The following is a 22,057-nucleotide window of genomic DNA, read 5'->3' on the forward strand; positions in this document are numbered from 1 at the left end:
GTCCTGGATGCGCCCGGTTGAGATCGCCCGCATCGACCCCATTTACCCGTTTTTGTCGAGGTTGAAATGTCCGGACAGACCCCCCTTCCCAGTACGCCGGTCGAACTGCCACTGCTGCCTTTGCGCGATGTGGTGGTGTTCCCGCACATGGTCATCCCGCTGTTCGTGGGCCGGCCCAAGAGCATCAAGGCACTGGAGTCCGCGATGGAGGCCGAGCGCCGCATCATGCTGGTCGCCCAGAAAGCAGCTGCCAAGGACGAACCGTCGACCGATGACATGTTCGAAATGGGCTGTGTCGCCACCATCCTGCAGATGCTCAAGCTGCCCGACGGCACCGTGAAGGTGCTGGTTGAAGGCCTGCAGCGCGCCAAGGTGCTTGCCATCCGTGACGGCGAGAGCCACTTCGTTGCCAGCGTGAATCCGGTGGACCCGGCGGCCGAACGTGTCGACACCCAGTCCAACGAGCTCGAAGCCCTGCGCCGCGCGGTGATGCAGCAGTTTGACCAGTACGTCAAACTCAACAAGAAGATTCCGTCGGAAATCCTGACCTCGATCTCCAGCATCGACGACGCCGGCCGCCTGGCCGATACCATTGCGGCCCACTTGCCGCTCAAGCTCGAATCCAAGCAGGTGGTGCTGGATCTCGACCCGGTCAACAAGCGGCTGGAAAACCTGTTCGAGCAGCTCGAGCGCGAGGTCGACATCCTCAACGTCGACAAGAAGATCCGTGGCCGCGTGAAGCGCCAGATGGAGAAGAACCAGCGCGACTTCTATCTGAACGAGCAGGTCAAGGCGATCCAGAAGGAACTCGGTGAAGGCGAAGAGGGCGCCGACATCGAAGAGATCGAGAAAAAGATCAAGGCCGCCAAGATGCCCGCCGAGGCGCGCAAGAAGGCCGATGCCGAGTTCAAGAAACTCAAGCTGATGTCGCCCATGTCGGCCGAAGCCACCGTGGTGCGCAACTACATCGACGCACTGGTCGGTCTGCCCTGGGCCAAGAAGACCAAGATCAAACACGACCTGGCGCATGCCGAAGCCGTGCTCAACGAAGACCACTACGGTCTGGAAAAGGTCAAGGACCGCATCCTTGAATACCTCGCGGTGCAACAGCGCGTCGACAAGGTCAAGGCGCCCATCCTGTGCCTGGTCGGCCCACCCGGCGTGGGCAAGACCTCGCTCGGCCAGTCGGTGGCCAAGGCCACCGGCCGCAAGTACGTGCGCATGGCCCTGGGTGGCATGCGCGACGAGGCCGAGATCCGCGGCCACCGCCGCACCTACATCGGCGCGATGCCGGGCAAGGTGCTGCAGAGCCTGAACAAGGTCGGCACTCGCAACCCGCTGTTCCTGCTGGACGAAATCGACAAGCTGGGCACCGACTTCCGTGGTGACCCGTCTAGCGCGCTGCTGGAAGTGCTGGACCCGGAACAGAACCACACCTTCGGCGACCACTACATTGAAGTCGACTTTGATCTGTCCGACGTCATGTTCGTGGCCACCTCGAACTCGATGAACATTCCACCGGCCCTGTTGGACCGCATGGAAGTGATCCGCCTCTCGGGTTACACCGAAGAGGAAAAGACCAACATCGCCATCCGTTACCTGCTGCCCAAGCAGCTCAAGAACAACGGCATCCGCGAAGGTGAACTCGAGGTGAAGGACGAGGCGGTGCGCGACATCGTGCGTTACTACACCCGCGAAGCCGGTGTGCGTTCGCTCGAGCGCGAGCTGTCCAAGATCTGCCGCAAGGTGGTCAAGGGCCTGCTGCTCAAGAAGTACACGCCGACCGTCGTGGTCAACGAAGACAACCTGAGCGAGTTCCTGGGTGTGCGCAAGTACACCTACGGCCGCGCCGAAGCACAGAACCAGGTCGGCCAGGTGGTCGGTCTGGCCTGGACCGAGGTGGGCGGTGATTTGCTGACCATCGAAGTTGCCACCATGCCGGGCAAGGGTGTCATCACGCGCACCGGTTCGCTGGGCGATGTGATGAAGGAATCGGTCGAAGCCGCCCGCACCGTGGTGCGCAGCCGCTCCCGTCTGCTGGGTATCAAGGACGAGCAGTTCGACAAGCGCGACATCCACATCCACGTGCCCGATGGCGCAACGCCGAAAGACGGCCCGAGCGCAGGTGCGGCAATGACCACCGCGCTGGTGTCGTCGCTCACCGGCATCCCGGTGCGCGCCGATGTGGCGATGACGGGTGAAATCACGTTGCGCGGCGAAGTGACAGCCATCGGTGGACTGAAAGAAAAGCTGCTGGCCGCACTGCGCGGTGGCATCAAGACCGTGATCATTCCGGAAGAGAACGTGAAGGACCTCGCGGACATTCCCGACAACGTGAAGCAGGGCCTGGAGATCGTGCCGGTCAAATGGATCGACAAGGTGTTGTCCATTGCGCTGGAGCGCCTGCCGGTGCCGCTCACGGAAGAAGAAATCGCAGCCCAGATCGCAGCGGCGAGCGTGAGCAAACCCGCGAGCGCACCCGATGCAGTGAAACACTGATTAAAAAATTGCGATGGGCTTGAAAGAAGCCCAATTTTCAGGTTAGAATCATGGCTTACCGCGATGCAGGGGCATACGGTAAAAAATGCGGGAATAGCTCAGTTGGTAGAGCGCAACCTTGCCAAGGTTGAGGTCGCGAGTTCGAGTCTCGTTTCCCGCTCCAATTTACGATCTACAGACATCCACGGACGTCTGTAAGTCGTTGAAAACAGGGGCTTCGGCCCCTTTTTTCATTCCAGGGCCGTCCACCGAAATCCACCGACAGCCAGCGTTTTTGAGGCCAGAATTGAGGCCAAAGAATGCGGGTGGATCCAGGGCCGGATTGTTGCTGGGCCAGGAGTGGAACCGTGATGAGCATTGAGCCTAAGTCTCAACTTAGGAGCTCGATGATGGCACTCTCTGATCTGATCGTCCGCCAGGCCAAGACGACTGGCAAACTTCACAACCTCCCCGATCTTGATGGCCTCGGCCTGGTGGTCTCACCGGTCGGTGGCAAGTCGTGGCACTTCCGCTACTACTGGCTCGGCAAGCAAAAGCGCATCTCTCTGGGTAACTATCCCGAGATCGGCTTGCGCGATGCCCGCATCTTGCGCGACGAAGCCAGGGCCCTGCTGGCCAAGGGCATCAACCCCCACACCGATCGCAAGCAGAAGCGGCACGCCATCCAGCTTGCGGCCGAGCACACCTTCAAGGCAGTCTTCGACGCGTGGGTGGAGCATCGCCGCAAGGAGCTCAAGGAGGGTCGCCAGAGCACGCTCTCGCAGATCCTGCGGATCTTTGACCGTGATGTGCTGCCCAGCCTGGGCAAGATGTCGATTTTCGACATCCGCCGGCCCCAGCTCTTGGGCGTGCTGGTGAAGATCGAGGAACGCAAGGCCTTCACCACCGCTGAAAAGGTTCGGACCTGGTTCCGACAGATGTTCCGCTATGCCCTGGTGATCGCCGAAGGAATGGAGGTCAATCCGGCCTCGGATCTTGACGTGGTTGCGGCCCCAAAGCCGCCGACGGCGCACAACCCCTATCTGCGGCTGCATGAGCTGCCCGCGATGCTCCTGAAGCTGCGCGACTACCGTCGGCGTGGTCTGCAGACGCAGTTGGGCATCCGTCTCTTGTTCCTGACGGGTGTGCGCACCGGCGAGCTGCGCCTGGCGACCCCCGACCAGTTTGACCTGGATCGTGGCCTCTGGATCATCCCACCCGAGTTCGTCAAGCAATTGCAGGACGAGATGCGCAAGGCTGGCAAGCGGCCACAGGATGTCCCGCCCTACGTTGTTCCGCTCTCCCTGCAGGCCATTGAGGTCGTGCGGTACCTCCTTGGTGAAATGAAGCCGGCCCAGCGCTATCTTCTGGCGCACCGCAGCGAGCTCAAGAAGCGCATCAGCGAAAACACGCTCAACAGCGCTTTGCGCCGGATGGGCTACGAAGATCAACTGACCGGCCATGGCATCCGTGGCACGTTGTCGACTGCGCTCAACGAGGTTGGCTATCCCAAAATCTGGGTGGATGCCCAGCTGTCCCATTCCGATCCGAACAAGGTCAGCTCTGCGTACAACCATGCCAAGTACGTCGAGCCGCGGCGCCGCATGATGCAGGATTGGGCCGACCGCCTGGATCTCTTGGAGCAGGGGCAGGTGGAAGCTGCAAGCGCGCATCTCACGATCCACATCGAAGGCGTGCCGGCGATGGCTGACGACGAGAAACTGGCCGAGGCTGCAATTGCGGCGGCAATGGGTGGTGCGCCAACTGCGGGTGGCGTGCCCATCGTTGTAAGTCCAGGCGGCCAAGGCGCTGGATTCCAGCGCCTGTCCCCTGTCCCGATCGTGCAGGTGCCTGCGCTGCAGGAACCTGAGGTGTCTGGCATCCAGCGCGAGCGCGAGGAGATGCTGACGATCTACGAGGCGCCGAGCAGCCTGCCTGTGCCGCTGTTCGCCAAGCTGGCGGGCAAGTCCAAGGACCAGGTCAACCGCGAATTGAAGGCGGGCAAGCTGTTGTCCATCAGCATTGGCAACCGTGGACAGCGAGTGCCTGACTGGCAGTTGGTGCCGCTCAAGCTCAAGCTTGCGCAGGTGATGTTGAACCAAGCCGCGCACGTTGAAGCGTGGGAGCTGTACCACCTGCTGACGAAGCCCCAGCCCGGGCTGGACGATCGCGCAGCCGTGGACATTGTGACGCCGACCAACCTGGATAAGGTTGTGCAGGCGTTGCTCGGTCGCCAACAGCCGGCATCGGAGGTCGTTACCGAATCACCCGAGTTCTCCGCGCCCGTTCGCGAAAGCGTGAGGCGCCTGGTGGACAGTGCTGCCGCACTGGAGGCTGTGTAACTTTGTGCTGCATCGAAGGGCGACGACACACCGTCGCTCTTCTCCAAAGGGCGTCATCCCGACCCACATCCTTTTGACGGGCCATGGAGGCTTTGGCCGCTTGGCTCTCATCAGATCCGTGGTGAAGGTTCCTCTGTATCACCCATGGCCTCCCGCAGCTTCGGAAGAATCACGGCCTTGAGTTGAGCCTTCGCCCAACCGCTTCTTGCGTGAGTCTCGAAGCCGGCCAGTACCCCAAGCGCGATATGTACCCGGGAGAGCAAGGCAACTGAGCCCGAACTGGCCGCAGTCGCGACCCAGTTGTCCGCCTGATCCTCGGCGGCGGAAAGATAGTCGAGGATGCCGAGCGTGACGGGTTCTATGACCCCGGCGTCCGAATGCACGATGGATACGCCATCGTGCATGTCCAGCGTCGGCAGCATCCGAAGCGATTGCGGCCCCCGATTTCCACGCAGAGGCACACGGCACGTCCCAATCTGCAGCAGCAGGTTCGGGTCTTCTCTTACGGCCCCATGGTCCCCCATCACCTCGAAAGGCGTGGATGCCACGTGAGACAAGATCAGCCAGGGGTGGATATTCTTGTAGGTGACCTGTTCCTCATCGCCGAGGTCAATCTCGTGCTGCTCCCCATCAATGACGACAACGCCTTTGCCATCGGGCTGGAATTTGATGTCCATCATGGCGCCGTTGGGTAACACCATCGCGTAGTGACCGCCTGTATCCAACACCTCGCGTTCGGGGGGCATTGCCACCAGGGCGCTGATGAGGCCGACGGGTAGGCCATTCGGACGCTTGGCGGCATCGACAATGGCCTGCGCTGCCACCACCTCGCCAAGCGGAAGATTGCTTGCAGCGCCGGCAATCCACGCAGCGGTTTCGTGCAGATCCTCCTTCGAGCGCTTCACAAGTTCATCGGCCAGTGCGTGCGCCATCTCGCTGGCTAGCAGCTCTGGTAGCCGAACCAGGATTGTCGCGCCCGCCACGTCGTGCATGCCAGGGCGAACGAATCCATGATCGATCAGCCATTGCAGATCATCGGGCTCAAGCTCCGCTTTGACCGCGGTGCGGCGGATGATGCCCATCTCCAGTTGCTGGAGCACGATTTCGGGCGGCCGGGATTGGTCCTGCGCATCCGCAATCATCGAGCGCGCCAGGCCCCTGAACCTTCGTCGCAGTTCATGGTCTTGCGCGAAACGCTTGCGAACGACCTCCAGCAACCGCGGCCCGAGCAGCGAAGGCAGCGAAAGCGCCCGCGTCTCGGGCTTGCCCTTGAGCGCAGCCTGGCCAGAGCCGCTGATCGCTCGCAGCACCCACGGCTCTCGATACTCGGGCGCCATCTCGGCGCCATTCATCAAGTACAGGCGGCGCTGTCCCAAAAGGGCTCGAGCAAGCTTGAATTCGCCGTCGCGCAGGTGTCCAACGCTTACGACCTTGGATCGGCGTCCCAACGGTGAAAGCGAAAGCTGGTTTGGCGTCTTGAGCACGCTCTGCGCCACAGCGTCATCCATTGCGACCACCACCGCCAGGGAGGGGCCGAACGCATTGGAAGAGAGATCCTCGATCTCCCGCACGGATGCAGTGTCTGCTGCACGCAGGCCGTCAAATGCCAGGACGAGCCGCACGCCATCGTGGTTTGAGATCCGGTTCAGCCAGTCCCGTGCCTCTTGCGGCGATACGGGCCAGCTCAGCGAACGCGAGATGGCGTCGGCCAAAGTTTGGAGCACGCCACCGCCAACACCCGCCTCGACGTACAGGGTGGCGAGGGCATCGCTCTGCTCCGTGCGCGCACAAAGTTCGCGAAGCACATTGCTCTTGCCGGCGAGAGGAGGACCTTGCAGCACCAGTAGCTTCTCCCCTACAACCAGGTTTCGCCATAACAGATGGGTGGCAGCGCGCGGAGCGAGAAAATCAGCGGCGAATGGCAGTGCTGGTTCATCCGAGGATGCTGTGAGCTCTTCGATCGTCTCGGTTGATACGCGGCGAACGGCTTGCATCCACACATTCGGTGTTGTGCCCATCAGGGTATCGATAGCATGCCGAATGTCTGCCCCGGCGACGCGGTTTGCCTGGGTGATGAGTTCCTTGAATGCCTCTTCTGTCGCCGTCGTTGGTTGCCAAGGATTTCCCGTAGAGGTTTCCAGGATCCTGACGTCGGTGCCGTTCGTGACCACCACGAGCGGCGCCGGGGGCTGCACCAGCCTTGCATACGAAAGGCCTTGAGCGCCATCGTCACCGGTCAGCGTGAGGCCGGGTCTCTTCAGTTCCATGATGGCCAGGGGCTTGTCGTCCTTCTCCAATAGGATGTCCAGTCGCGCCTCGATACGTGATTTCCCGGCATCGACCTCCAAGATCTGCCTTCCGAACTTGAAGGTGAATTTGATCTGGTGCTTGATGGCGCCGTCGGGCACCCAAGGAAATGCCAGTTTGATCGCTGCTCGGGCACGCGCCTCCAGATCGGCTTCTGTCTCTTTGGTTGTTGCACGTTTGATTGGCATATTGCTCCCTTGTGTGCGTGGATTCATTTCCGATGGTAGCCCGCCAAACCGATGCCAGCGGCTGTAGTTCGCCGAGGCTGAAGAACGCATGTCATAGTTCTATCAATTGATGGAAGTTGCGAACTGCTTTGAGGATTCCACATGAGTTTTATATGTGCTGATTGTGTTGGGGAGCCATACCTGCAGCGCCTTGTGCAGGACGCCGCCACTTCCGAGAACCCTTGCGAGTATTGCGATGGCGATGCATCGGCCGCAGATCTCTGGGAGGTGGCACGGCTATGCGAGGAAGTCATCGATACATTTTTCGAGGAATCCAGCAACACGATGGCGGTGATCCACTTCGGTCGAACTCCGGCCGGAAATGATTTGCAGACAACGATTTCAGAGTTGACAGGCATGCCGCAGGAGGCCGCCGAGGTTGTCGTTGAGCATTTGGGCAATCTTTGGTACGAGGCCGGTTCTGGAGAGTCTCGCTACGGCGATGATGACCCCTGGTTCGTCCTAAAGTCGTCGATGGCGGAACCACTCGGTCACGCCTGGCGTGATATGGAAGACAGCCTGCGCTCCGACGTGCGTTACTTCAATCCCAAGGCGCTGGCGTTGCTCGACACGATTTTTGGCGAGCTCACCAATGATCGAGACAAGGAGGGGCGTCCGGTCGTCTTTGAGGCGGGTCCCGGCACATCGCTGAAGATGCTCTACCGGGGTAGGGTGTTCCAAACGGACGATGCGCTGGCCGCCGCGCTACGCTGGCCTGAACGCTTTCTGGGTTCGCCGGCGGTAGGTATCGGTGCTGCTGGACGAATGAATGGGCAGGACCAACCGGCCTTCTACGGCGCCACGGCTCCTGAAATCTGCATTGCCGAGGTGCGCCCACCGGTGGGTAGCCGGATCGCACTGGCCGCGTTTGAGGTGATTCGCCCACTGCGCCTTTTGGATCTTCGACGACTGGCTACCGTTGAGTTGCGTCCTGATGCCAGCCTGTTTGATCCGGCTACACGCTCCGCGGCGCAGCGACGCGACTTCCTGAGGACGTTGGGTGAGCGCCTCTCGGCGCCAGTGGTCCCCGAACTGCAGGATCGCGACTACCTTGTCACTCAAGCCGTTGCTGACTATCTGGCGGCTCATGCTACGTTGAATGTCGACGGCATCATCTATCCCTCGGCACAAAGCCGTCGCCCTGACGAGCCCCCGGTTGGTGACAACGTCGTGTTGTTTCGCAAGGCCTGCGAAGTGACCAGCGCTGACGGAAGCGACATCACTGCCGAGATCGCTCTGTGGGAATACGAGGAAGAAGGGCCGGGCCGCTGGTTCCGCCCGTCGATCCACTTCGTGGATCGGGACGCAGCGTGGCATGGGTACCGTGCGGTGCATCCGGCGCTGTCGTTGATGCGGGACTCGATTGTCATTCATGAAATATCCGCTGTGCGCTATTACAGCACGCCGCATCCTGTTGAAGGTGTCAGTTCTCTCAACGACCGCCACTATGGTTGAGGCGGTACTTTGGAAGCGATTCTGTCGGGTCGCGGGCAAGGTCATTAATCATCACTTTCGCCATTCTGAAGATAGCAAAGGGGATGTTTCAGGGGCAACTCAGCATGGATCGCTTGCGACATGAGTGATTGGGAATATGCACCAGCTACGCGCTGGATGAAGCGCTCGATGGCGCATGAATATGTGCCTGGATGCCAGAACAGCACTGTCTGTATCCAGCGCGGCCCTTCGGCAAGGGGGTGCATCATAATCTTCCACTCAGAAGCTACCGTCATATGTGAGCGGAAGGCAAATCCGACTCCATAGCCTGCAGCTACCAAGCAAGCCATTAGCGGAAATGATCTCACCGTGCGTGAGGTATCCCAGTGATCACCCACCAGTGATTTGACCTGCTGGTTCAGCAATCCGTGTGTATCCGGACACCATTGAATCAGGGGGAAGTCCTGCAGTGCAGCGACTGTAAGGGACTCATGAGTCGCCAGAACTGATCCAAGTGGTAGTGCAACAGCCAATTCGTCTCGCCATAGCGGCAATGAGCGCATGCCCATTGGAAGCATGCGGTCTCCAACAACGCCCAGATGTACCAGCCCCAACGAGACACCCTGAGCTAGTGCCTCTGGTGACATCTCTTGCACGAGCACGGGGGTAAGTGGTTCTTCTGCGCGTTGTAAAGCTAAAAGATGAGCCAACGGCGCAGCTGGTGTGTCGGTTGTTATGCCGAGCCGTATGGCTGATGCTTGAGCGATCTTGATCATCTAGGTTCTGCTGAACGTGAGAGGCGGACTGAAAAGACCAAAAAATGCAGCAAAGAGTTAAATATAACGTGGTTTAAAGCAGCATGAAATAGGACGCTTCTGTCGATGCAGAAGCGAGTCATTCAACGCGGTCGCCCTAAAGGCTCGCGAACCTTTGAGCCTGAACCTGCCCTGGCCTTCGGCCGGGCGGTTCGTGATGCCCGTATGGAGCGGGGTGTGGCGCAGGAGCAACTGGCTTCCCAAGCGGCCATTGAGCGTTCTCATATGGGAAAAATCGAGCGCGGAGAGCACATGCCGACCCTCGCTCTTATACTCAGAATCGCGGCGGCTTTGGGCTTGAGCGCTGCCGATTTGATGGCGATGACCGAACTGAATTTGCGTGCCGGTGCGCAGATCGTTTCTGACTAGCTGGCTAAATCTTCTTCTGGCTGGGCGCGCAAGCGTTCTGCAAAACGCTCGAATGGAAAATCCGCTCTAGGTTGTGCCAAACGGAGCAGGTATGTTGTGAGCACCGCATCTTTTGATGCAAGTGGGCGGGCTACGATGTCTGGATGGCGGCAAACTGAAGTCCTGACCGAAGAGGTAAATCCGACCCCGTAGCCAGCTGCGACGAGGGTTAGCATCATCTCAGGGGAGGCTACGTGTTCGACTACGGCCGGACTGCGATCTGCCAAGCCGAGAATACGAGCGAGCTCGCGGCAGTAACCACTGCATAGTTGTGGGTCGATCATGATCAGTGGAAACCTAACCAATTCATCCAGGGGGATTTCCTTATGAACAAGGAGTGGATGGCGTGAAGGCACTGCCGCTAGCACGGCCGCTCGCCACACGGGCTCGGCAATGATGTCTTCACCTACGTCATCGGTGTGTGCAAAGCCAAGGCTGAAGTCTTCTGATCGTAAGCCTCGCAGTTGCTCCAATAGCGGCACTTCAGTGACCCGTATGTCTATCTCCGGCTCTTCTTGACGGCAGCGCGTTAGGAAATCCGAAAAGCGTGGGTCAATTGCCCCATCTGAAATTGCAATTCGTAGACTACCTCGGCGCCCTTCAACAACGGATCTAACATTTTCTCGTGCTTGATCGAGCGTCGTAAAAATCCGCCGTACATCTTGCAGAAATACGTTTCCAGCTTCCGTCAGTTTGGTTCCACGCCGGTCGCGATGAAACAGTAATGTGCCAAGTTCCTCTTCGAGTTCCTTAATCGTCCGTGACAGGGGTGATTGCTCGATGTGAAGGCGTTCGGCAGCTCTCGTGAAATGCAATTCTTCAGCAAGAACCACGAAGCAACGCAAGTGTCGTAATTCCATTCATTAACGTCCTCTCGGAAAGCAGATTTACCCCCGCGTAAGCACCAGCGTCGAGAATGGGGTTCACTATGCAGTGAGAATGAGATCACTTAGGGTTATTAATCACCACTTTTGCAGCCAGTAGGCATATGGCACTGGCAGCACGAGGGCTGGCTGGCTGATCTTCAATTCTCTTGCCGCTTGGAATGTCCAGTGAGGATTAGCCAGCAGGCTGCGTGCGATGCACACGAGATCGAGCTTTGCTTCGCGGACGAACGCATCGGCCTCGCTGGCGCTGGTAATCAGCCAACTGGTGCTCACGGGCAGATGGGTTTCGACGCGAATCCGCTCCGCGTAGGGCACCATGAAGTTGGGCGCCCAGGGGACCTGTTCCGCAGGTGTGGACAACGCGAGGCCGACGTCAACCAGATCGACGCCGGCCTCCTTGAGCCAGTGCACGACCTGGATGGCTTCGTCAGCCGATTGCGCCGCACCGTCGTCGAACTCGACCACACCCAGGCGTACCGTCAGCGGCAGATGTTCCGGCCAGACTTGGCGAACGGTAGCGACCGTTTCGATCAGGAAACGAGCGCGATTCACCAATGAGCCTCCGTACTCGTCGGTTCGAGCGTTCGCATGGAGGGACAGGAAGCTCTGCGCCAGGAAGCCATGCGCGAAATGAAGCTCCAGCCACTCGAAGCCTGCTTCAGCAGCGCGGCGGGCGGCATCGGCAAAATCCTGCTGAACCCGGTGGATGTCTTGCAACGTCATCGCGCGCGGGATGTTCGGCTCGCTCGGCATGTAGGGCAGCGCGCTGGGGGCTATCGGCTCCCAGGCGCGGGGATCGTTCTTGGGCAGTGGCTTGCCGTTCTCCCACGGTGGCGTGCAACCAGCCTTGCGGCCAGCGTGCCCAAGCTGAATTCCTGGCACAGCGCCACCTTCCTTGATCCCCTGCACGATGCGCTTGAAGCCATCGACATGCGCATCGGCCCACAGACCGGCGTCGCCTGGCGTGATGCGGCCTTCTGCCGAAACAGCGGTGGCCTCGACCACCAGAAGGCCCACGCCGCCCCGTGCAAGCATCGGGTAGTGAACGTGGTGCCAGTCATTCACAAAGCCGTCGACAGCTTGGTACTGGCACATCGGCGAGGCGACGATGCGATTGCGCAACGTGATGCCTTTGAGCTGGTAGGAAGAAAAAAGCGATGACATCAGGCGCTCCAGCGGAGAGTTGTGACCACTGCAACAGTTTCGCTGAATTGTCCGGTTAGCACTTGCTGGATATGGAGGGATGATTGCCTAAAATGATTAATGTGAGGATGAAAATGAAATGTGTAATGGCCTGTAGTGATATGCTGAAACCTGTTTGATCAAAGTGAGGAGACCCAGTCATGCAGAAGAATGGAGGTCCGCAGGCTAGCGAATTACCTACCGAAAATGCTTTGGCTCGCGCAGTCGCTGGGTTTGCTCGAACCGATGGTGACCACGCGACTTCAATACCTGGGCTGACATTGCATCGCCGCAACGCAATCACGCAGCCGCTGCACTGCATCTATGGTTTGGGTCTTGGCGTTGTTCTTCAGGGTGCCAAGCAGGTGACGCTTCGCGAACAGGTGGTCGGTTACCAGCAGGGCCAGTCGATGCTTACTACCATTGATCTTCCTGTTCTGGCGCGCGTCACCCAGGCCAGCATGCGGGATCCTTTTCTCGGTCTCATGTTGACTTTGGATGTTCGATCCCTCATGCAGATCGCGTCCGAAATGGAATTGCCACTGCCTGAGAAGACGTGTTCTTGCCAACCCGTCACTATCGAGAAGCTCGACACCGCGTTGGCCGATGCTCTGATCCGGTTGGTGAACCTGTTGGACGAGCCCGCCCTGGTGTCCAAGCTGGCACCGCTGATTCAGCAGGAAATCACGATCCGACTGCTGACAGGCTCCCACGGACCGCAGTTGCGGCATTTGGTCACTGCAGGTGCGCCTGGTCAGAAAATTGCCAAGGCGGTCAGTTGGCTCAAGCAGCACTTTACCGAACCGTTGCACGTCGACGAACTGGCGGAGCGCTCACGCATGAGCCCGTCAACTTTTCGACAGCATTTCCGCTCCATCACCGGTATGAGCCCATTGCAGTTCCAGAAGCAGTTGCGTCTTCAGGAAGCGCGGCAACTGATGCTCAACCAGAACCTCGACGCCAGTCATGCCGGTGGACTCGTCGGATATGAAAGTGCCTCACAGTTCAACCGCGAGTACAGCCGCCTGTTCGGTGCTCCACCTCAGCGCGATGTCAAACGCATGAGAATGAATTGAGTGGGGTCGGCGGTCCCGTCGCGTCGGTGGCGTAATGACCATCGCTCATGCTTGCGTGCTGCGAAATGGACTGAGCACGGAGAACAAGATTTAACTGAGCAACAGGAATCTACTCGCTCTAGCGGGCATGCGTGCCGGCGGGCGTTACGCCATGCTCAATAACGACATTTAGGCCGGTTCACCGTCTGCGGGCTTGCTCACGAATCCGCGCCAACGCCTCATTGAAGCCATCCGGGGTGACGCTGGAGCCGGCGAGCTTGCTGATTTGCACGTCGGCGATGGGCCTGCCCTTCACCAGCGCCGGCACGGCTTCTGCAAAGCGGCGCTGGTAGTCGAGCGACGTCGGGTCTGTGGCATGGGTGCGAACCGAGACGGCCTGGATACGGTCCGCTGCGAGCGTTAGCGTTACCGTGAGCCTTGATGGCAGGCCGCCGTACAGGCCTTCAGCGGTGTAGGTGCCGTTCCGATAGCTGGCTTCTTCTTTCCGGCCCGACACAGGTGCCGCGCCTTCGGCCCCTGCCAACGCCTCGCCACACGCCGCAAGCAGGGTTGCTGCGATGGCAAGCGCTCGCGCGATGGATCTGTGGATCATGGACATCCTCCTGGCATCAGATAAAAACCTCACCTTCGAACCCCGCTGACCATTCGGCACGCCCGTCGGAGAACAGCCTGACGAACTCGAACGGGCCTGTGGCCGCCAGGCGTGAGGGTTCGACAAAGAAAAGCGCCGTGGCTAGACCGTCCGCGGTCATTGCGTTGTCCGCCACGACCCATGTGGCCATGACGTGCTGGGCTGGCACACCGGTGCGCGCGTCGAGGATGTGGTGCACGCCTTCGCCCCATCGCCGCCGGTTCGTAGCGGACGCGCAGAGCGCACGCCCCTCGAGATTGGCGAGCCCGATGACGTGACCGGGCTGGCGAGGATCCTCCAGGCCGACCGCGAGTGCGCTGTCGCCGGCCTGCAGGAGGTCGCCGCTCGCATCGATAAGGTGATCCGAAAGACCCGCACCACGGAGCAGATCGCCGATCAGATCGATCAGCAGTCCCTTGCCGGCGGCGCCGACATCGATCACGAGCGGCCCATGGCAGGTCAGCACGCAGCCCTGGCGCGACACGTCGTGCGTCCAGCGGGGTCGCCGATAGGCTGCGCGTTCGGTCATCGGGACCGGAACGAGACTGTAGTGGCGGTCATAGCCGAGCATCTCCAGGTCGCGGCCAACGAGCGGATCGACCGCGCCCGCCGTCGCTGCATGAAGACCGTCGTAAAGGTCGAACAGACGGCTGGCCTCTTCCGGAAAGAGGAAGCGCCCACCACGTTCCGCGCGCGCGATCTCGCTGACCAGCGAGTCCTCCCGGAACCGGGACCAGGTCGCATCGAATGCCTCGGCACGGGCCAGAATGGATTGACGCAAGGGCGGGGCGATCGACCGCGGCGCCTCGATCGCCCAGCGCGTGCCGATCGCGTCGAAGACGAACCGGTCGGGGATGGTGGTCCCCGAGGCGATCATTGATGCGGGTAGTCCGCGGCGACACTCATCGTGCGCACCTGTTCGAGCTGAGCCAGCCGGCCGCGGCGATCGGCCAGCACCGCGTCGTACCCCCATGCACCCAGTGGCAGGTGCCGCGGCGGCGTTGCCATCTGGGCGAGTTCGATCATCACTTGGGCCGCGCGTGCCGGGTCGCCAGCCTGGGTGCCGCTCGCTGCCTTGGTGGAATTCAGCCGCTTGCCAGCGATTTCTGCGTAGTCGGCAATGCGCGTTGGGGTCTGGCGAAGCGAGCGGCCCGCCCAATCGGTGCGGAACGGACCGGGTTCGATGCAGGTGACGCCAATGCCCAGCGGCTCAACTTCGGCCCGCAGTGCATCCGAAAAGCCTTCCACGGCATGTTTGGAGGCCGCGTAGTAGCCCGAACCGGGATACCCGATCAGTCCCGCCACCGACGTGATGTTGAGGACGCGCCCACTGCGTTGCGCGCGCATGACGGGCAGCACCGCGCGGGTGACGGCGAACAGGCCGAAAACATTGGCGTCGAACTGGGCGCGGATCTCCGCCTCGACGCCTTCCTCTACGGAGCTTTGGTAGCCATAGCCTGCGTTGTTGACGAGCACGTCGATCCGGCCGAATCGCGCCTGGGCTGCGGCGACGGCAGCGTCAATCTGATCGTTGCGGGTGACGTCAAGATCGAGAAGGAGAACGCGATCCTCGGCGCCTGCGGCGAGGTCCGCGAGCCGCTTCCTGTCCCGTGCTGTCGCGACCAACCGCCAGCCTTGGTCGACGATGCGTCGGGCAAGCGCGCGTCCCAACCCGGTCGAGCAGCCGGTGACGAACCAAACGGGTTTGTCGTGCGTGTCATTGGTCATGATTCATGTCTCTCCTGGCTGTCCCGGCTATCCCGGCGGGGCATTGGCCGATGCTTACTGGTGTGAGAAAAGCGACGGCGCTTTGGCGAACCCCGCGGTGCGGAATACGGTTGCGCCACGCGTCTCATCGCCATCGCTGGCAACGAGATAGATTTCGTTCGTGCCTGGCTTGAACGCCATGCTGGTCGTGAGGAGGAAGCGCCCATCGTCCCGCCCGGGGACCAGGATCTGACCAATGGGCAAACCATTGCGATTGAAGACGAGGATGCGGCCTTGCTGGAAGATGGCTGCATAGACGTTGCCATCGGCATCCACACGCAGGCCATCCGGCGCGGGTCCCGTGAAGTGGTACGCGATCGCCGTGCCCACAGGCGCGACCGTCGTGGCGCTGGCCAGGGTGACGCGGTGCAGGATATTTCGCGAGTACTCGGTGACCCACAACGTTTTTCCATCCGGCGAGAGTGCAACGCCATTCGCAGCCGCGAGGTTTCGCAGGATGGGCGTGATGCGCCCATCGGGAGCCGCGTAGTAGACGCCCCCGGTGGGTTCGGTGGAACTGCCCTTGAGATCCGAAAAGTAGAAACCGCCCGCGCTGTCGAAGACGAGATCGTCCGGGAAGTAGCCTGCACTGGGCGCCACAATCTCCTTGCGACCGCTGCCATCGGCGCTGAACGCCACGATGCTGCCGCCCGTCGCCATGTCTCCGACCTCGGCGACGAACAGGCGTCCGTCCTTGTGAATGGCGAGGCCCGTCGGAGTGATGGCGTTCTTGTTCTTGTCCACTGCGGTCGTGATCGACTTGTCCGGAGCGACCTTGAGCACCCGGCCGCTGAACATGTCCACGAACAGCAGGTTGCCGGCCCTGTCGAAGACCGCGCCCTCCAGAAAAAGGCGTTGATCGGCCAATGCCAGCCACGGCTCGGCCGTCACCGTCTGTAGAGCGGCTTCGGAAGGCGGTATCGGGACAGGCGCCCGGTTCGCCGCGGTGTAGACAAGCGCGGCCTTCTCTTGTGGAGCGGGACTCTGCTGGGCGTAGATGACGCCGCACAGGAAGAGCGACAGGGTCGCGGCGACGGCAGAGATCTGCCTCTGATAAAGCTTCATCCAACAGTTTCCCTGTGTTTTTTCGAGTGGGGGTCAGGCACGTGTCGTGGCGACCTGATTGAGCAGCTTAGCGCCGACGGGCTTCCACGCCGTTCTGGGTCGTGGCCGGGTTCGACACGCGGGGTCCGACCACCGGCGCCTGAGCCAGGTCCACCGCGATCTGTCGCAGCTCCTCAGCCGTGAGCCTGACCGCTGCAGCACCCAGGTTCTCGGCCAGATGCCAGGGATCGGTAGTGCCCGGGATCGGGACGATCCACGGCTTTTGCGCCATCAGCCAGGCGAGCGAAAACTGCCCGGGCGTGACGCCCTTGCGCTCGGCCCATCGGCTGACGACGCCGAAGAAGGCCATGTTCGCCTTCATGTTGTCGGGGAAGAAACGCGGAATCGTCGAGCGGTGATCGTCCGCGCCAAACCGGGTGCCTTCGCCGAACCTGCCTGTGAGGAAGCCCCTGCCCACCGGCCCCCAGGGAACGAAGCCGATCCCGAGCTCCTCGCAGATGGACAGGATCTCCCCCTCGGGACTGCGCTCCATCAGCGAGTACTCGTTTTGAACGGCGGAAACCCGATACTCCGCATGCGCCCGTCGCAGCGTGTTCGGACCGGGCTCGGAAAGCCCAAAGTGCTTGACCTTCCCGGCCTGCACCAGATCCTTGACCGTTCCTGCGACGTCTTCGATCGGGACGTCCGGATCGACGCGGTGCTGATAGAGCAGATCGATGACGTCTACCTTCAGCCGCCGCAGGGATCCCTCCACGGCCTGCCGGATATGTTCGGGCCGGCTGTTCCTGCCCGTCATCTTGCCGTCCTGGAAGGCGAAGCCGAACTTGGTGGCGATCGCCACCTTGTTCCGAAAGGGCGCGAGCGCCTCGCCGACGATCTCTTCGTTGACGAATGGGCCGTAGCCTTCGGCAGTGTCGAAGAAGGTGACCCCGCGCTCGACTGCTGCGCGAATCACCGAAATCATCCGCTGCCGGCCAGGGAATGGCAAAAAGTACGCGCTGGCGGACATGCAGCCCAGACCGATCGATGACACTTCCAGCGCACCGAGTCTGCGCGTCCGGCTGATATCCGTCGGCGATGTCGAGACGCTTGCTGCGCCCACGGATCGACCCGTGGGCAGGCTTTGCGCGACGGCACCCAACGGCACACTGGCGGCGAGCGCGGTACCCGCGACCGCCAGAAGGTCACGGCGACTCATCCCCAGACCTTGCGGTGAAGATGGCTTGCTGTTTTCATTCATCGATCAATCCTCCTTGTACTGCATGCGGAAATCCGTACAACGACCGCTGCCAAAGCGGCGCGGGGTCAGGCTTTAAGCCAGGGTGCGGCGGAAGAACGCATCGAGTTTTTCGACAGCGGGCGTCACGTACTGCGGCTTGTCGTACATGTCGATGTGCGTGGCTCCTGGAACCAGGAAGAGCTCTTTAGGCTCATTCGCCTTCTTGATCGCGTTCTCGCTGGTGTACAGGCTGTCCGCATTGGCGCCAGCAATCATCAGAATGGGCCGTGGCGCGATCGTCTCAATCTGATCGAAGGCGAAGAACGCCATCTGCGCAGGAAGCGAGGAGAACACCGCGCGCGTGGGTGCATTGGGGTGCTGGCCCCGAGCCGTCTTGTAGTACTCGTAACCTTCGCGGTACATGACGGGCGTGCTTGCCGTGAAGTCCTTGGTGGATTCCGGCACCGTAGGCACGAGGCGGATGGGCTCGCCGCGAGCCTCGCGGCTACGCTGCGCCACCGCGTCCTGCAGCAGCTTCATGCGTTCCTCGTAGCTGCGGTTGTTGGCCAGACCGCTGCGACGGAGATCGCCGATGTCGGCGGCACTGACGGTGGCCACCGCCCGGATACGCAGTTCCGTCTGGGCCGCATTCACGACATAACCGCCGCCACCGCAAATGCCCAGGGACCCAATGCGGTTGGCATCCACCTGCGGGTGGGTGCTCAGAAAGTCGATCGAGCTGCTGATGTCGTCTACGCGCGCGGTGGGGAGTTCCATCAGGCGGGGCAGGCCACCACTGTCGCCTTGATACGAAGCGTCATAGGCCAGAGTGATGAAGCCCTGTTCAGCCAGACGCAAGGCATACAGACCCGATGTCTGTTCCTTGACCCCGCCAATCGGATGCGTCACGACGATCGCCGGATACTTCTTGGCGGGGTCGAAGTTGGCGGGCTTAAACAGGTTAGCCGCGATCTGGGTCTGCGTATTCCTGTTCGGATAGCTGACCCGCTCGACCACAACGCCTTTGATGTCAGGGTGGCCAATCACAGCCAGTCCCGACGGCGCAGTGGCTTGCGCTGCGGCAGGAACCGAGGCCAGCAAGCCTGATCCTGCCACCACGACACCGCCCATGGCGATTGCTGTTGTGCCCAGGAACTTGCGGCGGTGCGCATTGATTTCGATATTGTCCATTGCTGGCCCCTTAATCAAGGATAGAGAAAGAATGTGGCTCATAGGAGCGTTGCGCACCTTGACCGTGAGGCGCTTGTGCAGCTCGAATCCATTGGAAGGGATCCGGGATTACGAAGTGCCAGTCAACCCAGTTGCGCAGGCATGCGCGTACGGACGTCGACATCTGGGATGAACATGAAGACCGAGCTTCAATCCTCTCCCGCGGAGGCCGCCGTAAAAGAAGGCGCGCACGACTACTTGACAGCTTACGGCGGAGTCTTCTCCCGCGATTGCACGATCTGCCGGATTGGTTGCCCGATGCGATGAGAAAATGCCAGGTTCGATAGCACAAAACGACAGGGCACCACCTTTTTTGGAAAAGTCGCTCACCCAAAGGCCAATCGGAAGCATGGGCGGCGTTGCCCCTGAGATCCGAGCTGCCCACGGTTGATGTCGAACGCTCATTCATGTGCGGACGATGCGAGTAAGGCGTCGTCCCGCTGCAGCCAGCCGCCTCCCAGCGCCAGAATGAGCTGCACCGAAGCGCGACGCTGACGATTGTTGAGATCCAGCATGCGTCGTTGCGCCTGCAAGGCATTGGCCTGTGCTATGACGACATCCAGATAGCTTGCTGCGCCGTCGCGATAGCGACTGCTCGCCAGATCCAGAGCACGCTGCGCCGCTTGCGTGGCGCGTTGCTCGGCCGATCCGGCCTGGCCGTATTGATTGATCAGGGAGAGCTGGTCTTCCACTTGCTGGAAGGCCGCCAGCACCACTTGCCGATAGGATTGGCCTGCTTCGTCAAGCACTGCTTCAGCGCGCCTGATTTCGGCCCTTCGGCGCCCGCCATCGAATACAGTGGTCAACAAGCTCGGTCCGATGGCCCACATTAGATTGGGTGCGGCGATCAAGTCACTGATGTCGTCACTTTGATAGCCTCCCGAGGCGCCCAGCCTGACTGACGGAAAAAATGCGGTGCGTGCAACTCCGACACCGGCGGCGGCCGAAGACACACGTTGCCTGGCCGCGGCAATGTCCGGGCGGCGCAGCAGCAGGTCGGAAGGTAGACCGGCGGGAATCGTCGGCAGGGTCTGGGCGACCGTGGTCGGGGTGATGGAAAAGGTGGACGGATGCTCGCCAACCAAAGCGGCGATGGCATGTTCTAGCACGGCGCGCTGCGCCTGTACCTGATGCAGTTGTGAACTGGCAGCTTCCAGCTGCCCCTGTGCTTGGGCCACATCGAGCCCGGATGCGACACCGGCTTGATGCCGTTGCGCCACCATATCGAGCGCGCGCGTATAGCCCGCTTGCGCCCGCAACAGTAGCGATACGTCCTGATCGGCTCCGCGCAACGCAATCATCGTGTCCGCCAGTCGGACCTGAAGCGCAAGCTGCGCTGCCGCCAAATCAGCTTCTGCTGCCCGTTCTTGAGCCTCGCCAGCAGCAACCTGCTGGCTTATACGTCCCCATAGGTCGAGTTCGTACTCAAGATTCAGAGCCAACGTGGAACTGTCATAAAGGTCCGGCGATGTCGCGCCGCGAAGCGGTCTGCGTTCGGACTGGCGATTTCGTGCGGCGTCGAACGTGGCACCGACCGATGGCATGCGAGCGGCTCGCACGGTATCCGTTGCCGCGCTGGCCTGCTGGTAGCGTGCCAGCGCGCTGGCAAGATCGGGGCTGTTCTCCACCAACCGGCGCTGGAGAAGGTCTAGCTCTGTGTCCTCGTACAACGACCACCAGTCCGGCCGCGAAAGTGGCTCGGTTGCTTCATCCGGCGCTACACCTTTGTAAGTGGCTGCAACGGGCGTGGCCGGCAAGGAGACCGGTTCGACATGGGCGCAGCCTGCCAAAGCGCAAGCGGCCGCCAGCATTGCGATGCGAGGCCCCTTCACTTCGCAGCCGCCCCAGGCGCGCCGGCAACACGGACCGGATCGCCGTCGGCAATGCCATCGGGCGGACTGTTGATCACACGGTCGTCCTGGTCCACGCCATCGTTCAACTCGACGATTCGCCCTAGGTCTCGGCCGATCGTGACGGTGCGCAATCGCACACGCCCTTGATCGTCGACGAGTGCGACCTGAACCCCGGCACGGCCAAGGATCAAGGCGCTGGGCGGCAACCCCAGTGCCCTGGCACTTTCCGAGGCCACAAAACGTACCCTGGCAAAGCCGCCCGGCAAGAGCTTTCCGTCCACATTGTCAGCCATGAGCTGCACACGCATGGATCCTGTGTTCACATCGATGGCTTGGGACAGCGACTGCACCGTCGCCTCAAAGGTTTCGCCCGGCCGCTCGGGTACGGTCAGCTGAGCTTTACTGCCCAGCCGGAGCGAAGCGACCTGGCGCTGGGGGACATTCACATAGATGCGCAGGCGCCTTATGTCGGAGACGACGAACAAGGCGGTTCCCGGGGCCTCCGCAGCGCCCCCGCTGATCAGTGAACCGACGTCCGTGTTGCGTGCGGTGATGACGCCGTCGAAAGGCGCAGTGAGCTGCTTGAATTGCTGCAGTGTCTGCATCCGTTGGACATTGGCTTGCAGTGCATCGACGACGGCACGTCTGGCCGCGCTGTCGGCCACTCGCTCTTCGACATCCTGTCGCGAAACTGCGTCGCTGGCCAACAACGATTGCCAGCGCTTCGCCGTCGTATCTGCCAGCGCAGCTTCGCCGCGAGCGCGTGCCAGTTCGGCGCGGGCTTGCAGCAACGCCTGATCTGAATCCGGAGTGTCGATCTCGGCCAGGATCTCGCCGGCTTTGACCGGCGTGCCAATGTCATGTATCCAGCGCTTCAGGTAACCGTTGACCCGCGCGTGGATGGGGGCACGCGACCATGCTTCGATGCGTGCGGGAAGTTCCAGAGTGGCACTGTCCAGTGGCGCTGGCGAGATCACTCCTACCGAACGTATGGCTTGCGATTCTGCGTTGTCGCGCAGTTGTTCTGCGCGCGACCAACGGGTCACCGTGCCGGTGATTACGATGGCGGCCGCGATGGTCACCAGGACCAAAGCGGGTCCCACTCGGCGACGCTTGCCGGATGGCTGATCGGTCAT

At 61.1% G+C, this 22,057-nt stretch carries 17 protein-coding genes and 1 tRNA gene; 6 read left to right on the forward strand and 12 right to left on the reverse strand.

Annotation, left to right across the window (positions count from 1 at the left end; genetic code table 11):
* Positions 1-66: 66 nt before the first annotated feature.
* From lon to HPA01S_RS04680, 3 genes are all read left to right on the forward strand, one after another.
* Positions 67-2,499, forward strand: a complete 2,433-nt coding sequence (lon, locus tag HPA01S_RS04670; protein WP_066267332.1) for an endopeptidase La — start codon at positions 67-69, stop codon at positions 2,497-2,499.
* A gap of 87 nt (positions 2,500-2,586) precedes the next feature.
* A tRNA-Gly gene (locus tag HPA01S_RS04675) sits at positions 2,587-2,662 on the forward strand.
* Between the two features lie 226 nt (positions 2,663-2,888).
* Positions 2,889-4,820 carry a tyrosine-type recombinase/integrase gene (locus tag HPA01S_RS04680; RefSeq protein WP_174525279.1) on the forward strand — a complete coding sequence of 644 codons (1,932 nt, stop codon included), beginning with the start codon at positions 2,889-2,891 and terminating at the stop codon, positions 4,818-4,820.
* A 110-nt stretch (positions 4,821-4,930) separates the two neighbouring features.
* Here HPA01S_RS04680 and HPA01S_RS04685 read toward each other — a convergent pair whose 3' ends face one another.
* Positions 4,931-7,405 (reverse strand): type I restriction enzyme HsdR N-terminal domain-containing protein, encoded by a 2,475-nt coding sequence (locus HPA01S_RS04685; RefSeq protein WP_157084903.1) that lies wholly within the window; start codon positions 7,403-7,405, stop codon positions 4,931-4,933.
* A 102-nt stretch (positions 7,406-7,507) separates the two neighbouring features.
* On the opposite strand from HPA01S_RS04685, the gene HPA01S_RS04690 reads away from it, so the two are divergent.
* Complete coding sequence (locus HPA01S_RS04690; protein ID WP_169801504.1) at positions 7,508-8,809, forward strand: RES family NAD+ phosphorylase; 1,302 nt, start codon at positions 7,508-7,510, stop codon at positions 8,807-8,809.
* Positions 8,810-8,853: 44 nt separating this feature from the next.
* On the opposite strand, the gene HPA01S_RS22575 is transcribed toward HPA01S_RS04690, so the two are convergent.
* Positions 8,854-9,564, reverse strand: coding sequence for a LysR substrate-binding domain-containing protein (locus HPA01S_RS22575; RefSeq protein ID WP_084360466.1), 711 nt, complete (start codon positions 9,562-9,564; stop codon positions 8,854-8,856).
* 105 nt (positions 9,565-9,669) lie between these two features.
* Here HPA01S_RS22575 and HPA01S_RS04695 point away from each other — a divergent pair, with 105 nt between their 5' ends.
* Positions 9,670-9,972 carry a helix-turn-helix domain-containing protein gene (locus HPA01S_RS04695; RefSeq protein ID WP_066267338.1) on the forward strand — a complete coding sequence of 101 codons (303 nt, stop codon included), beginning with the start codon at positions 9,670-9,672 and terminating at the stop codon, positions 9,970-9,972.
* Here the strand turns inward: HPA01S_RS04695 and HPA01S_RS22580 are convergent.
* Together HPA01S_RS22580 and HPA01S_RS04700 are read right to left on the reverse strand one after the other, a co-directional pair.
* Positions 9,969-10,871, reverse strand: coding sequence for a LysR family transcriptional regulator (locus tag HPA01S_RS22580; RefSeq protein ID WP_084360467.1), 903 nt, complete (start codon positions 10,869-10,871; stop codon positions 9,969-9,971). The two genes, HPA01S_RS04695 and HPA01S_RS22580, sit on opposite strands and share 4 nt — an antisense overlap.
* Positions 10,872-10,973: 102 nt before the next feature.
* The gene (locus HPA01S_RS04700; protein ID WP_066267340.1) at positions 10,974-12,062 is read right to left on the reverse strand and encodes an NADH:flavin oxidoreductase/NADH oxidase; all 1,089 of its coding nucleotides are present in this window, start codon (positions 12,060-12,062) and stop codon (positions 10,974-10,976) included.
* Between the two features lie 179 nt (positions 12,063-12,241).
* Between HPA01S_RS04700 and HPA01S_RS04705 the strand changes: the two genes are divergently transcribed.
* A complete protein-coding gene (locus HPA01S_RS04705) occupies positions 12,242-13,156 on the forward strand; it encodes an AraC family transcriptional regulator (protein ID WP_066267342.1) in 915 nt (304 codons plus the stop codon).
* A 178-nt stretch (positions 13,157-13,334) separates the two neighbouring features.
* Here the strand turns inward: HPA01S_RS04705 and HPA01S_RS04710 are convergent, their stop codons facing one another.
* From HPA01S_RS04710 to HPA01S_RS04745, 8 genes are all read right to left on the reverse strand, one after another.
* Positions 13,335-13,748, reverse strand: a complete 414-nt coding sequence (locus HPA01S_RS04710; protein ID WP_218005324.1) for a hypothetical protein — start codon at positions 13,746-13,748, stop codon at positions 13,335-13,337.
* A 16-nt stretch (positions 13,749-13,764) separates the two neighbouring features.
* Positions 13,765-14,664: an FAD:protein FMN transferase gene (locus HPA01S_RS04715; RefSeq protein ID WP_066267345.1), complete on the reverse strand. Its 900-nt coding sequence runs from the start codon at positions 14,662-14,664 to the stop codon at positions 13,765-13,767.
* Complete coding sequence (locus HPA01S_RS04720; protein ID WP_066267351.1) at positions 14,661-15,515, reverse strand: oxidoreductase; 855 nt, start codon at positions 15,513-15,515, stop codon at positions 14,661-14,663. Before HPA01S_RS04720 ends, HPA01S_RS04715 begins: the two co-directional genes overlap by 4 nt.
* Positions 15,516-15,569: 54 nt before the next feature.
* Positions 15,570-16,619, reverse strand: coding sequence for an SMP-30/gluconolactonase/LRE family protein (locus HPA01S_RS04725; RefSeq protein WP_084360468.1), 1,050 nt, complete (start codon positions 16,617-16,619; stop codon positions 15,570-15,572).
* Positions 16,620-16,686: 67 nt separating this feature from the next.
* On the reverse strand, positions 16,687-17,859 hold the full coding sequence (locus HPA01S_RS04730) for an aldo/keto reductase (RefSeq protein ID WP_066267353.1): 1,173 nt from the start codon (positions 17,857-17,859) through the stop codon (positions 16,687-16,689).
* Positions 17,860-17,931: 72 nt separating this feature from the next.
* Positions 17,932-19,029 (reverse strand): alpha/beta hydrolase, encoded by a 1,098-nt coding sequence (locus HPA01S_RS04735; protein ID WP_066267355.1) that lies wholly within the window; start codon positions 19,027-19,029, stop codon positions 17,932-17,934.
* A 440-nt stretch (positions 19,030-19,469) separates the two neighbouring features.
* The gene (locus HPA01S_RS04740) at positions 19,470-20,879 is read right to left on the reverse strand and encodes an efflux transporter outer membrane subunit (RefSeq protein WP_066267357.1); all 1,410 of its coding nucleotides are present in this window, start codon (positions 20,877-20,879) and stop codon (positions 19,470-19,472) included.
* 17 nt (positions 20,880-20,896) lie between these two features.
* The gene (locus tag HPA01S_RS04745) at positions 20,897-22,057 is read right to left on the reverse strand and encodes an efflux RND transporter periplasmic adaptor subunit (protein WP_066267360.1); all 1,161 of its coding nucleotides are present in this window, start codon (positions 22,055-22,057) and stop codon (positions 20,897-20,899) included.

The organism is Hydrogenophaga palleronii NBRC 102513, from assembly GCF_001571225.1.
GTDB lineage: Bacteria > Pseudomonadota > Gammaproteobacteria > Burkholderiales > Burkholderiaceae_C > Hydrogenophaga > Hydrogenophaga palleronii.